This window comes from Winogradskyella aquimaris (genome assembly GCF_042676105.1).
Classification (GTDB): Bacteria; Bacteroidota; Bacteroidia; order Flavobacteriales; family Flavobacteriaceae; genus Winogradskyella; species Winogradskyella aquimaris.
Window position 1 is genome coordinate 258,196 of record NZ_JBHTJQ010000016.1, and the last position, 13,609, is coordinate 271,804.

Here is a 13,609-nt window from a genome sequence, read left to right on the forward strand (position 1 = left end):
TCTACTAAAATGTGAGTTTAGAACAACTCATTAAAAATTGTGTAAAACAAGATGCTAAAGCTCAAAGCCAATTATACAAGCAATATGCAAGTAAGTTATTTTCGCTTTGTCTTAAGTACTCAAAAAATTATGCCGAGGCGGAAGATAATCTGCACGACGCATTTATAACTGTATTTAGTAAAATAGATCAGTATAACAATAAAGGTTCTTTTGAAGGTTGGTTAAAACGTATAGCGATCAATACATCATTGCAACGCTACAGGGAAAATGTTGGAGTGTTTGATATTGTTAATGAGGGCAATATTGAAGATGTAACAGTAGATATAAACGATAAAGATGTACACATTGATTTTTTATTAAAAATCATTCAAGAATTGCCAGACAGATATCGGTTAGTTTTTAACTTATATGTTTTAGATGGGTATTCTCATGTAGAAATAAGTGAGTTAATCAATATCTCTATAGGAACCTCAAAATCGAATCTTGCAAGAGCGAGAATGATTTTAAAAGAAAAAATTGAAGATTACAAAGCGAATTCAAATTCGCGCTCATTATAAATGAACGAAGAGAAAAATATAGACAGACTTTTTCAGGAAAAGTTCAAAGATTTTGAAATGGCACCGAGCGATGCCGTTTGGGATCGTATAAGTGAGAGCTTACCTAAGAAAAAGAAAAAACGAAGAGTTATTGCCTTATGGTGGCAGATAGGTGGTGTAGCTGCAGTAATTGCTTTACTATTAACTCTTGGTTTATCTATTTTTAACTCCTCTGACGAAAACGCACCTACCATTGTAGATACCGAAAAGACAAATAGCAATTCTGAAAAGGACAGTGAATTAAAGGGCACTAATCATGAAACGCCTTCTAGTATAAATACTGACTTAAATATTGCTGACTCTAATGAAACTGAAGAGAGCAATTCCAAAGATGATACAAATTTAGACCAAGTAGAAAAAGGTAAAGAGACGTTGACTTCAACTGATTCTAAAAAATCAAACGCTATAGTAAATACGAATAGCAAAGAAGATAAGGGAACTCAGAATTCGAACAAAAGTTTAACAGAAATAAAAGACGACTATAACAACAGTACTACTGCATCTAATACAAATACTTCTGAAAGCGAATTGGAACAGAATCCGATGAACGATTCTAAAATTAAATCGGTTATTAAAAACACGGTTAAAAACAAAAACACTGCTGTAACCGCTAATTCATCAGTTAATGATATTAATGAAGCTCCAAATTATAACAACTCTAATATAAATACAGAGAATAATACAGAAATAGACAAAGACACTTCGCTGCTAACGGAAGACAAAGAAAAGAAGTCTATTTTAGATGCTATTGCCGATAATGGTAATACTGAAGATATTGATGAAAAAGAAAAAGAAGATGAACAAAACAGGTGGAGCATTGCACCAAATGTTGCGCCTGTTTATTACAGTTCTCTAGGTCAGGGCTCATCAATCGATCAACAATTTAATAACAATAGCAAGAGCGGCAATATTAATATGAGCTATGGAATTTCTGGCTCCTATGCTATTACAAGTAAATTTAAAGTTAGAGCAGGAATCAATAGAGTAAACCTCAACCAAACAACCTCTGATGTTTATGCCTTTAGTGGTAGTGAATTTGCAGCAAGAAATGCTGAGGTCTCTATGGGCAATATAACTGTTAGAGATGGGTTCCAAAACGTAACCTTAATGAGCAGTGGTATGTTTGATAGCAATAGCGCCCCAGAAATTTTCAACTCAAAGCTTACGGGAAGCATTGACCAACGTTTTGGTTTTATTGAAATCCCTTTAGAACTAGAATACAAAATTTTAGACAGAAAGTTTGGTCTGAATGTTATTGGAGGTTTCAGTACGTTCTTTTTAAATCAGAATGAAGTCTATGCAGATATCGAAGGCGCTTCGACATTAATTGGAGAATCTAACAACATAAATGATACGAGTTTTAGTGCCAATTTTGGTTTAGGGCTTGACTATAATTTATCTACCCATTGGAATTTAAATCTTGAACCTCAGTTCAAGTATCAAATAAATACATTTAATAATACATCAGGTAATTATAGACCATTCTTTATAGGTTTATATACCGGTTTAAGTTATAAGTTTTAGGTTTACTTAGGTTAGGTTATTGCAGACAAATAAAGCAATGATGAATGCAATGATGATAAAAAAGCTACTCGTGGTTGGGTAGCTTTTTTTTATTGTGGTTCATGTCCTGATTTAAAGCTTCTAAGATGATTCTTCTTGCCTTTTGATTTAAAGTTTTGGTATTATCAATCGTTAAATCGACTGTTTGAAGAAATTGATGAATCTTAACTCTCATTATACCAGGACCACCACTAAAAAAAGTATAAGAAAATCGCTTTTTGTTGTCGTAAAATGTCAAAGGGACTACAGGAATTTTATGATTTATAGCTAGTCTAAACGCACCATCTTTAAAGTCATCCAATACAATGTGTTCCTCTGGGACACCGCCTTCTGGAAATATACAGATACTTAGACCTTGTTTTAATCGTTTTTGAGCCCTTAAAAATACTGCCTGTCTACTCTTAGCACTGCTTCTATCCACCAAAATACAGGTACGCTTATAAAAAAAACCGAATAAAGGAATGTTTGCCAACTCCTTTTTTCCTACAAATACAAATGGGTTTTTAACAGCTACAAGCATTAGCATAATGTCTGTCATAGACGTATGATTTGCAATAAACATGTAGCTTTTGCTAATATCCGGAACCTGTTCCTTAATAATTTTATAATTAAAGCCCATACCAATTAAAATAAATTTGGCCCAAAAACGCGCTAACTTAAAAAAGAACGGATACCATTTTTCTCTAGATATTGATACCAGAAGTATTGGAAATAATACAATGATCGGCAAGGCAACGAGAACGTAAAACCAAATACGATACAAAACCCACAAAGGATACTTTACTATTACCATAACACCAAAACTAAGTATTTAATTCAAATCACTTCTCATAGTTCTTTCAAAAAATTATCTTTGCTTTCCGATTAGAAATTAAGTTTAATTTTAAAGAGATTTCCACTGAGGTGGAAAGTTGGCATGGCAAGGATACTAACAGGCATACAAAGTACAGGAACTCCACATTTAGGAAATATATTAGGGGCCATTTTACCCGCAATAGATAAAGCAAAAGACCATAGTAATGATTCTTATTTGTTCATAGCAGATCTGCATTCATTAACTCAGATTAAGGATGCTGAAACACTGAGAAATAACACTTATTCTACAGCTGCCACGTGGTTGGCTTTTGGGTTGGATATTGACAAAAGCGTCTTTTACAGACAAAGTGATGTGCCGCAGGTAACCGAACTGGCTTGGTACCTTAATTGTTTTTTTCCTTTTAAACGATTAGAATTAGCGCATAGCTTTAAGGATAAAGCAGATCGACTAGACGATGTCAATGGTGGTTTATTTACCTATCCCATGCTTATGGCTGCCGATATTTTATTGTACGATGCCGAAATAATCCCTGTTGGTAAAGACCAAGAACAGCATATTGAAATGACGCGTGATGTTGCCTCTCGTTTTCATGCCAAAATGGGTGGGGACACCTTTGTGTTACCAAAGGCTGATATCCAAAAAGAAACCATGCTCATTCCAGGTACGGATGGTGCAAAAATGAGTAAAAGTAAAGGTAATATCATCAATATCTTTTTACCTGAAAAAAAACTGCGTAAGCAAATCATGTCTATTCAAACAGACAGCACACCATTAGAAGAACCAAAGGACTGGAAAACCTGTAATTGCTTTGCGATTTATAATTTATTAGCGTCCCAAAAGCAAATCGAAGAGATGAGAGCTAATTATGAAGGCGGTAATTATGGCTATGGTCATGCTAAGCAAGCTTTATATGAATTGATTTTAGAGCGTTTTGCAGAACCTAGGGAACGCTACAATTACTACATGAACAATCTTAACGAAGTGGATATTGCCTTAGCTAAAGGCGCTGCTAAAGCTAAGATTGTAGCTGATGAAGTCCTTAAACGTGTAAGAGAAAAGGTTGGGTACTAAATAATTTCAAACTGCTTTCCTGGTAAAGGTCTCACCACACCTTTTAATTCCATATTAAGTAATATTCCTGCCAACTTATAAGTAGGAATGTTGCACTCTAAAGCAATGACATCGAGAATCTCTTTACCCTTTTCTTTCAAAAAGTTATATATAATCTTTTCGTCCTCGCCCAGCTCTACAAATAGTTGTTTTTGTACAGTAGGCTTTTTTTCATCTTCCAACTGCCAATTCAATAAATAAGCCACATCTAAAGGGTTGGATAATAAGTGTGCTTTCTGAAATTTTATAAGATTATTACATCCTACACTCTGACTGTCTGTAACCCTCCCAGGGACAGCAAAAACTTCACGGTTGTAGGAATTGGCAATATCGGCTGTTACTAAGCTTCCGCCTTTTTCTGCAGATTCAATTACGATAGTGGCTTCACTAAGACCAGCAATGATTCGATTTCGTTTTAGAAAGTTATTTCTATCAAAGGCATCCGTACTCCAAAAATCCGTAAAGAACCCACCATGATTTTCTATATCCGAGACATACTTTTTGTGCACTTTTGGATAAATCTGATTTAAACCATGAGCCAAGCAACCTATGGTCTGTAGATTGTGCTTTAGTGCAGCCTTTTGTGCAGTAATATCTGTACCATAAGCGAAGCCTGAGACTATTACGGGATTGTATGCAGAAAGTACCTCAACCAATTTCTCACAAAAAGCAATACCATTAGTCGTAATTCTTCTCGTCCCAACAATGCTAATTAAAGGTTGGTTTTTTAAGTTAATATTCCCAGACTGAAAAAGCACGATTGGCCCATCTATACAATGTTTTAGTTTTTCAGGATAAGAATCATCTGTAAAATAGTGAACCTTTATGTTATTGTCCTTTATAAACCTTAGTTCATTTTCTGCTTCCTCAAAATGAATACGATCAAAAAGCCCTTTAATGGTTATAGTGCCTATACCATCAATTTTAAGAAGATTTGCTCTTTTTTCCTTTAAAACAGCTTCGGCAGAACCACAATGATTTATCAATTTTTTAGCTGTAGTTGCCCCTATTTTAGGCACATGTTGTAGCGCTAAAGCATAAATTAAATCCTGTTCTGTCATTTAAAATATTGATTTTCAAACTTACAAGAAACTAAATTTTCTGATGTTAATAACTAAAGCTGTGTAAACTTTTTTCACTTTTAAAAATTTTTAACTTTGTTTTTGTATGCAACTAGAAACCTACATAAGTGAACTTTTATACCGTTACGACTGCGTAACTGTGCCACAATTTGGTGCGTTTTTGACTAATCGTGTTTCAGCGAAAGTGCATGATTCTACACATACCTTTTATCCGCCAAAAAAAGTGTTGTCATTTAATGAGCAATTACAAAACAACGACGGACTTTTGGCTAACTACATTGCTGAAATAGAAAAAGTGCCTTACGCGACTGCTAACGATAGGATTTCTAAACAGGTAAAAGCCATTAAGTCTTATCTAATTGAAGGAGAAACCATTCATTTTGAAAATATTGGTGATCTTATTTTAAATTCTGACGGTAAAATCGTATTTCATCCCTCTAGTCATATTAACTATTTAACAGACTCCTTTGGTTTATCACACTTTACGTCACAAGATATTAAACGTGAAGCTTACAAAGAAAAGGTAGGGGCCATTGAAGAAACAGCGCCTATTGCCTTTACACCAGAAAAGCGCTCTAACAACAATTGGTTAAAATATGCTGCTGCAGCTGTAATCGTTTTAGGATTAAGCGGTTACAGTGCTTTTAAATATTATAATAATTCCATTGAAAATCATAATCAATTAGCTCAAGAAGAAGCAAATGCCCAGCTCGATGCTAAAGTACAAGAAGCAACTTTTGTTATCAGTAATCCGTTACCTGCAGCAACACTATCTATCGAGAAACAAACCGGTAATTATCATATTGTCGCTGGCGCTTTTAGAATCGAAGCTAATTCTGATAAAAAGGTAGATCAATTAAGAGCTCTTGGATATAAAGCAAGAAAGATTGGTAAAAATCGCTATGGCCTGCACGAGGTTGTGTATGCTAGTTACACCACTAGACTAGAAGCTCATAACGCACTATACAAAATCCGTAGGGAGCACAATAAAGACGCTTGGTTATTGATTAAAAAATTAGATTAGTTATTTCCTATTACAATTAGATGACGCTTCAAATACACTCGGTTAACAAATCTGTGTGACACATATTATATCTAAAATCATACAACTACAATCTAAAATCAACCTATCTTTGCACAAATTTTGAATTTTATGCAACCAAGAACTGCTTTTCAGTCCAAAACTGTCGTTACGGACCTTGTTTTACCTAGTGAAACCAACCCTTTGAACAATCTTTTTGGTGGAGAATTGTTGGCCCGAATGGATAGAGCGGCCAGTATCTCTGCCAGACGACATTCAAGAAGAATTGCAGTTACTGCTTCTGTTAACCATGTAGCTTTTAATCGCTCCATCCCTTTAGGAAGTGTGGTTACTGTTGAGGCTAAAGTATCTCGTGCATTTACTACATCTATGGAAGTATATTTAGATGTTTGGATTGAAGATAGGGAAACAGGCGAAAGCATTAAGGCCAATGAAGCCATTTACACTTTTGTTGCGGTGGATGAGACAGGAAGACCGGTAAAAGTACCTGAACTTATACCAGAAACAGAGCTTGAAAAGGAACGTTACAAAGCTGCTCTGCGTCGAAAGCAATTAAGTTTAGTATTGGCTGGAAAAATGAAACCTGCTGAAGCTACCGAATTAAAAGCGATTTTTGAATAGTGGTTTCCTAAACCTTTTGAGCATCGTAGGCGGGCAAATCCTATTAAACCTTTTTAAAAACCAAAAGTCTTAATGTTAACCAAATTGAGTTAGTAATGAGATTTTTAGTTTTTTCTTTAGTTTTCGTTTTTTCGATAAGTTTTAATTCTTGTGCAAGGCGTGTTGTTGTAGCACAACCATCTTCAGTTACCTTAGTTAAGAAATTGCCTAAACACTACAACGTGGTAAAAGTAAGAGGTAAACGTTACTATTATTTTAATGGTAATCATTATAGGAAAACAAGAAACGGTTATTTACTTGTTAGGATTTAGTTTTTTGCCAACCAATATTCTGGATTCAATTTTTGATCATTCTTAAATAATCTGAAATCTAGCAAACTCTCACCTGTAATCTTACTAGTAAACACTTTACCAATTACTTGACCTGTAGAAATTTTATCGCCAGGTTTAACAAAAACCTTCGAAAGGTTGTAATAAATAGTCACGTAGTTACCATGTCTTATCATGATACCCGGATTGGCATTTTTAACCACGATAATTCTAGATACTTCACCATTAAATACGGCCTTGACATCTGCATCAGTGGTCGTTGCTATTTTAATACCAGAATTATTAACCTCAACTGTATTATCCGTTAATGATCTGGTTTTACCAAACTTACCTTTAATTATACCACGAGTTACAGGCCAACCCAACCGTCCTTTGTTTGCTTCAAAACTTTCTCCAACAATTTTATCTGCCGGAGTTAATACAAACTTTCCTGTAGATGTTTTTTTACCCGCTTTTTCATTGGAAGCAGCAATGGCTTCTCTAATTAATCTATTAATTTCCTTGTCTAGCCTATCAGCTTCTTGTCGCTTTTGTTTTATTTGAGCTGAATATTTATTCATATCAGCCTTAATAATGGCCATTAATTTCTCACGCTCTTTGAGTTCTTTTTCAAGTTCACGTTTAGCAATTCGATTTTCTTGAATAAGTTTATCCTTATCTGCTTTTTGTTTAGATAACTCTAAGTTTAGTTCTTGTAGCTCTTTTGTTTTTTTCTTTATTAGTTCCCCTTGCTCTTTTTGGTAATCGGCATATTGTCTAATGTATTGCAGACGCTTGTAAGCTTGTTTAAAATTGCTTGATGACAAGAGAAACATCACTTTACTTTGCTCTGATTTACTCTTGTATGACTTTACGATCATCGCTGCATAATCGTCCTTTAGCTCTTGCAATTGTGCTCTTAGACTGGTAATCTCATGCTGATTAGTATTGATTTCCCTTGTAAGCAAGTTGGCGTGCTCATTGGTAATCCTTATTAGGTTTTCTCTTCTACGGACTTTGTAGTTTAAGTCTTCTATAAGCGTAATTTCAGATTTTTCCTCTTTCTTTTTACCTAAAAGAAAAGCTTGAAATTGTTTTATTTCCTTAAGAATTTGTTGACGTTGTTCTTCTAGTCTCTTTTGTTTATCGCTCTGAGCTAAAATAGACATTGAGGATAATAGGCATCCTAAAAAGAAAATAATGTAAAATCGTTTGTTCATTTAATTTACTTAATAACTATTTCTTTATATCCTGCCGGAATTCTAAACGGAAAACGTACATCTTCGTTTAATGTCATTGACTTAAACTCCATTTTAATTGAAACTTCATCGGCATTCTCAACCGCAATAATTCTGATGTCCTTCGGGAGTACTTGTTTGTCAATTTCTTGGTAAGAAGCATAATCTACCTGAAGTATCCGCTTTTTTAATTGTTGAAATAGCTGTAAGCTGTCCATTTTAAAATGCGATGGGTTTATGAGGTAAAATAACTCTAACAACGCATTTTGGTCTTTGGGTTGAAGCGCATAGGAATTCTCATTTACCGAAACTGTATGCGGCTGTTCCTTCAAATCAAAAATAGCCTGGCCCAACAAAATATTCTGTACTTTATAAAAATCTAAATCTACTCCAACAAAATCACTTAGAAGCTCATAATCCCCATCAAAGTACTCGTTATCTAATTTGTTATAAAAGCTTACTTTTTCTGGTGTAATCATCATCCTGGCTAAGCCGAGTTTTGCGCTAAGCCAAATCACTTTGTCTTTTTCAATTCTTAGATTAAAGGTTGATCCTTGTTCTTTTTGGTTTTGAGTAATGTCAATTTTCACCCTTCCTTGAAGCGTTTTGAATTCAGCATCATTCTTTTGGTGTTGTCTGATCACTTGTTTGGCAGAAAGCTTATCACTTGCTTTACCCGACTCAATGACATTCTTAGTCGATTTGCAACTTACCACAAAAAATAGTAAAGCAAGCGTCAATAAAATTCTTTTAGTATAAGATTGTATGTGCTTTTGTTCTTTCATTTTTTAGGAGATTTCCACCTCTGTAAAAATTTATTGCTGAGCTTTTAAGTCTTTTGCCTTTTTAGCAAACGTTTCAGATTTACTAATATTATTTAGTCCCTTGTAGGCAATACTTAATTCCGAATAAAAATCAGCTTCCATTTTTGGATTTTCGATTAAAAAGTCCAATCCCAATTCCAAATTATCCACCGCTTTTTTAAAGTTACCCTTGTGATTATTTGCTACACCGTTTACCAAATACAGTATGGGCTGTGCTGGATATAACTCCAATGCACTATTACTGTCTTTTATAACTGCGTCATAATCCTCTAAATCTAATTGTAAAAGCAAAACATCCTTAATAAGTTTAAAATCGTTGGGGTCTTGTTTTAAGGCTTCTTTAAAGTTATATAATGCCTTAGCTTTATCCCCAGACTTTAAATAGTACTGACCCAAATCGGTATAGGTTTGCTCATCTTTATTATCATCAATTAGACTAGTAATTTCAATCAAGTCTTCTTCATATTGTGGGTTTTTACTAACAAACCCCACAAAATCCTTTAAAACTTTTGCCTTGGCATCGGGATTAATTTCGGGACTGACTAAAGCGATTTTCACAGAGTTAATCGCTTCTTCTATTTTACCGTCCTGTAAATAAAACTTATATAAAGCTAAATGCACAAATTTTGAATCTGGCTTAATCTTTAGCAACGTTTGTGCTGCCTTGTAAGCCTTTTTCCTATCACCTATTTGACTATATCTATAGATAAGCTTGAGGTGATTGTCTTCATTACTTGGATTGTTAGCTACACGTTGTTCTAAATTTTCAATACGATCATCTACGTCCCCTGTAATATTATAGATTTCGTTACGCATGGCATCCCTAGATTCACTCACACCTAATTCTTCATCAAGCTCATCAAGCAATTTTAAAGCTTGTTTATAACGCTTTTCCCTAATATATAATGTTGCTAAATCTTCTTTATAATCTGGGTGATACTTTACTAACTGTTTAATGGTTTTTATCGCGCTATCTATATCATCCTGCTGATAGTAAACATCATATAATTCATCCAAAAACCATTCGTTGTCCGGTTGCATACTAATGGCCTTTTTAAGGTTGTCTTCAGCTGCACCAAAGTTTTTGAGTTTGTTGTAGTTTTTGCCTAGCTCAAAATAGATAACTGGCTTTTTGGAATCTAGATTTAAACATTTATGAAGTGCTTCAACGGCCCGTTCATAGTTTTCGATACCTTTTTGTTTTAAAGCTTCGAAAAAATACTCTTGAAACTCATCTTCAACATTACCTAAGTCGTCATCTGGTTTTTTATTAAAATCGACTTGGGCCACAACAAAACTTGGCACTAAAAATAGCACCATTAAAAAGTTAACTATGTGTTGTTTAAATTTCATATTAGACGCTTCGATAGGCTCTCCATAACAAATTTATTTCAAAAGTTGTTCCAAAGTGAAATAAGGTCCTAATGTGCTCAGCTTGACATTTTAATTTTTATTCCATAACTGTGTAGTCCCCAATACTAATTTTAGTAAACTCACCATTATACTTAACGTGGTTACCAATCATAGCTTCATCTAAATTAGCATTTTTAATGACCGTTTGGTTTTGAATTAAGCTATTTTTAACGGTTGAATTTTCGATGATACAATCTTTTCCAATAGAAACGTTAGGCCCAACGGTTGTGTTGTTTAAAATCGTTCCTTTGGCAATAAAACAGGGTTCGATGATTTTTGAATTATTTAAAACAACTGAATCATCCACTAATTGTTCTTCCCCATCTCCCTTTAGGAAGCCTAACATTTTGGTGTTCGTTTCTAAAGTCACATTTTTATTTCCGCAATCCATCCACTCATCAACCGTACCTGTTTTGAAAATTTTACCATCTGCCATCATGCGTTTGATACCATCGTTAATTTGGTATTCGCCTCCATTCATGACGTTTTCATCTAAAACCTCTTGCAACTTATCTTTAAGTTCCGTTACATCTTTAAAGTAGTATATACCAATAACGGCTTGGTCACTAACAAAGGATTGCGGCTTTTCTACGAGTTCAATGATTTCTTGCTTGTCATTTAGCTTCACCACACCATAAGCTTTTGGGTTATCAACACGCTTAGTCCATATAACACTATCTGCTTCTGGGTCTAAATCAAATTCTGCTCTGATCAAGGTATCTGCATAAGCAATTACAGCAGGACCGGAAAGTGATGGTTTGGCACTCATTATGGCATGACCAGTTCCTAGTGGTTGATCTTGTCTGTATATAGACACTCTTGCACCTAAGTCCTCTGCTAATTCCGTCAAACTTTCTACAACATCGTCGCCAAAAAACGCTGGGTCACCAAGAACGAAGGCGACTTCTTCAATAGGCTGTTTTAATACTTTGGCGATATCTTTGACCAAACGATGTACAATTGGTTGGCCAGCCACAGGAATTAACGGTTTTGGTACTGTTAAACTATGAGGTCTTAGACGTGAGCCTCTCCCTGCCATTGGTACTATTATTTTCATTTTAAAGTTTTATTCGTTGATTTGTTATTTAGTTCCGGTACTTCCAAAGCCCCCTTCACCTCTATCGGTTTCTGAGAGTTCTTGGACTTCAATCCATTCCGCGCGCTCATGTTTGGCAATGACTAATTGTGCAATTCTTTCCCCATTTTGAATCGTAAACTCTTCATTTGATAGGTTAATCAAAATGACGCCTATCTCTCCTCTATAATCGGCATCAATGGTTCCTGGTGCATTTAAAACTGTAATCCCTTTTTTAGCAGCTAAACCACTTCTTGGCCTTACTTGAGCTTCATAGCCAATCGGTAGCTCAATAAAAAGTCCAGTACCAACTATACTGCGCCCTAGTGGTTTCAGAACTCTAGCTTCTGTTAAATTTGCTCTTAAATCCATGCCTGCTGAGGCTATCGTTTCGTAATGCGGTAAATTATGATTGGATTTATTTATAATTTTAATTTTCATATCCTCCTTAAAAGTTCTTTTAGTTCATTTTTTTCTAATAAAGCGATAAACGCAATAAAAGTAAGTATTAATGTTATGTTGTAGAAATGGATTCCTCTTAGATATTCAAAAGAGCAATATGCCAATCCTATTGCAATACCTATATAAAGTACAATTCTCGAAATCTGATAAGGCACTTTATAATGTTTTTGGCCTAATACATAAGACGTCATCATCATAATGAAGTAGGCTATTAAAGTGGTCCATGCAGCCGCCATAAAGCCATATTTTGGAAGAAAAATAATATTAAGTGTAATAGTAACTATGGCTCCTATTATAGAAATATACATACCAAATCGAGTCTTGTCTGTTAACTTATACCAAATTGCAAGGTTAAAGTATATGCCTAAAAACAAATTAGCCAATAGCACAATTGGTACAATTTCTATAGCTACCCAATACGTTTCGTCTCGTACAATTAACGATTTAAAAATATCTATAAAACCAACAATAAACAGTAACATCAACACACCACAAATGACGAAGTATTTCATGATTAAGGCATAGGTGTTTTTGGCGTTCTTTTCTTTTGCATGATTAAAAAAGAACGGTTCTGCCCCTAATCTAAATGCTTGAATAAAAATAGTCATGAAGACTGCCAATTTGTAACAACCCGCATAGGCTCCGTTAATATCTTTTCCCAGGACATCTGGGATTAGCCACTTATCAAAATTCTCGTTTATAACGTATGCTAAACCAGCGATCATAATAGGTAAACCGTAGTTTAGCATTTGTTTGAATATTTCTTTGTCGAAAACCCATTTGGTTTTCAGAAAATAAGGAAGCAGCAAAATTATAGTAACTGCACTTGCAGCTAGGTTTGCAATGAAAATATACTTTACTAAATCCGATTTATCATATCCTAAAAACTCAATGTTAAATTCAGGAATTGCCCAGAGAAAAAAGAAGTTTAATGCCACATAAATAAAGATGTTACTAAGCTTGATAAGGGTAAATTTAATTGGTTTGCCTGTCGCCCTCAAATAAGCGAAAGGAGCCACAACCAGAGTGTCCAATACCAAAACCCCTATCAAATAATTAAAGTAATCTAATCTTAGGTTAACTACTTCTGCCAATGGTTGATTAAAAAACATCACAATGCCAAATACAACAATAGTTGTAACCAGTAAACTTATTAAGGTTGTGGAATAGACTTTATCTTGCTCTTTTTGCTTACTAAAAAACCTAAAAAATGCGGTTTCCATACCATAAGTAAGTAATACATTAAAAAAGGCTGCATACACATAGAAATATGTATTGTCAGAATAGCTTGTTGTGTCTAAGGTATCTGTGTGCAAAGGCACAAGAATAAAATTCATGAGTCTAGGCAATACTGTTGCTAAACCATAAATAATTGTGTCTTTGAAAAAGGATTTGAGTACGCTCAATTAAGTTCTTATGATATTGGTTCAAAAATATTAAATATTAATGGGTCTACGG

Annotated in this window: 14 protein-coding genes; 6 read left to right on the plus strand and 8 right to left on the minus strand. The window is 34.5% G+C overall.

Annotated features, from left to right (window positions below; genetic code table 11):
- The first annotated feature begins 11 nt into the window (after positions 1 to 11).
- Complete coding sequence (locus ACFQ1K_RS11095) at positions 12 to 557, plus strand: RNA polymerase sigma factor (RefSeq protein WP_320554806.1); 546 nt, start codon at positions 12 to 14, stop codon at positions 555 to 557.
- A complete protein-coding gene (locus ACFQ1K_RS11100) occupies positions 558 to 2,120 on the plus strand; it encodes a hypothetical protein (protein ID WP_320554807.1) in 1,563 nt (520 codons plus the stop codon).
- A 64-nt stretch (positions 2,121 to 2,184) separates the two neighbouring features.
- Here the strand turns inward: ACFQ1K_RS11100 and ACFQ1K_RS11105 are convergent, their stop codons facing one another.
- Positions 2,185 to 2,952: a lysophospholipid acyltransferase family protein gene (locus tag ACFQ1K_RS11105; RefSeq protein WP_320554808.1), complete on the minus strand. Its 768-nt coding sequence runs from the start codon at positions 2,950 to 2,952 to the stop codon at positions 2,185 to 2,187.
- Positions 2,953 to 3,075: 123 nt separating this feature from the next.
- Between ACFQ1K_RS11105 and trpS the strand changes: the two genes are divergently transcribed.
- Positions 3,076 to 4,047, plus strand: a complete 972-nt coding sequence (trpS, locus tag ACFQ1K_RS11110; protein WP_320554809.1) for a tryptophan--tRNA ligase — start codon at positions 3,076 to 3,078, stop codon at positions 4,045 to 4,047.
- On the opposite strand, the gene dprA is transcribed toward trpS, so the two are convergent.
- Positions 4,044 to 5,147, minus strand: a complete 1,104-nt coding sequence (dprA, locus tag ACFQ1K_RS11115) for a DNA-processing protein DprA (RefSeq protein WP_320554810.1) — start codon at positions 5,145 to 5,147, stop codon at positions 4,044 to 4,046. The genes trpS and dprA overlap by 4 nt on opposite strands.
- Positions 5,148 to 5,253: 106 nt before the next feature.
- Between dprA and ACFQ1K_RS11120 the strand changes: the two genes are divergently transcribed.
- The 3 genes from ACFQ1K_RS11120 (at position 5,254) to ACFQ1K_RS11130 (ending at position 7,142) form a co-directional block, all read left to right on the plus strand.
- Positions 5,254 to 6,192 (plus strand): HU domain-containing protein, encoded by a 939-nt coding sequence (locus tag ACFQ1K_RS11120; RefSeq protein WP_320554811.1) that lies wholly within the window; start codon positions 5,254 to 5,256, stop codon positions 6,190 to 6,192.
- A gap of 129 nt (positions 6,193 to 6,321) precedes the next feature.
- Positions 6,322 to 6,831, plus strand: a complete 510-nt coding sequence (locus tag ACFQ1K_RS11125) for an acyl-CoA thioesterase (RefSeq protein WP_320554812.1) — start codon at positions 6,322 to 6,324, stop codon at positions 6,829 to 6,831.
- A gap of 95 nt (positions 6,832 to 6,926) precedes the next feature.
- The gene (locus ACFQ1K_RS11130) at positions 6,927 to 7,142 is read left to right on the plus strand and encodes a DUF6515 family protein (RefSeq protein ID WP_320554813.1); all 216 of its coding nucleotides are present in this window, start codon (positions 6,927 to 6,929) and stop codon (positions 7,140 to 7,142) included.
- Here ACFQ1K_RS11130 and ACFQ1K_RS11135 read toward each other — a convergent pair.
- The 6 genes from ACFQ1K_RS11135 to ACFQ1K_RS11160 form a co-directional block, all read right to left on the minus strand.
- Positions 7,139 to 8,359 (minus strand): murein hydrolase activator EnvC family protein, encoded by a 1,221-nt coding sequence (locus ACFQ1K_RS11135; RefSeq protein WP_320554814.1) that lies wholly within the window; start codon positions 8,357 to 8,359, stop codon positions 7,139 to 7,141. The two genes, ACFQ1K_RS11130 and ACFQ1K_RS11135, sit on opposite strands and share 4 nt — an antisense overlap.
- A 5-nt stretch (positions 8,360 to 8,364) precedes the next feature.
- The gene (locus tag ACFQ1K_RS11140; protein ID WP_320554815.1) at positions 8,365 to 9,162 is read right to left on the minus strand and encodes a DUF4292 domain-containing protein; all 798 of its coding nucleotides are present in this window, start codon (positions 9,160 to 9,162) and stop codon (positions 8,365 to 8,367) included.
- Between the two features lie 30 nt (positions 9,163 to 9,192).
- Positions 9,193 to 10,554: a tetratricopeptide repeat protein gene (locus ACFQ1K_RS11145; RefSeq protein ID WP_320554816.1), complete on the minus strand. Its 1,362-nt coding sequence runs from the start codon at positions 10,552 to 10,554 to the stop codon at positions 9,193 to 9,195.
- Between the two features lie 97 nt (positions 10,555 to 10,651).
- On the minus strand, positions 10,652 to 11,671 hold the full coding sequence (locus ACFQ1K_RS11150; protein ID WP_320554817.1) for a sugar phosphate nucleotidyltransferase: 1,020 nt from the start codon (positions 11,669 to 11,671) through the stop codon (positions 10,652 to 10,654).
- Between the two features lie 24 nt (positions 11,672 to 11,695).
- A complete protein-coding gene (dut, locus tag ACFQ1K_RS11155; protein WP_320554818.1) occupies positions 11,696 to 12,130 on the minus strand; it encodes a dUTP diphosphatase in 435 nt (144 codons plus the stop codon).
- Positions 12,127 to 13,557 carry an oligosaccharide flippase family protein gene (locus ACFQ1K_RS11160; protein WP_320554819.1) on the minus strand — a complete coding sequence of 477 codons (1,431 nt, stop codon included), beginning with the start codon at positions 13,555 to 13,557 and terminating at the stop codon, positions 12,127 to 12,129. The genes dut and ACFQ1K_RS11160 overlap by 4 nt, the downstream gene beginning before the upstream one ends.
- Positions 13,558 to 13,609 lie beyond the last annotated feature (52 nt).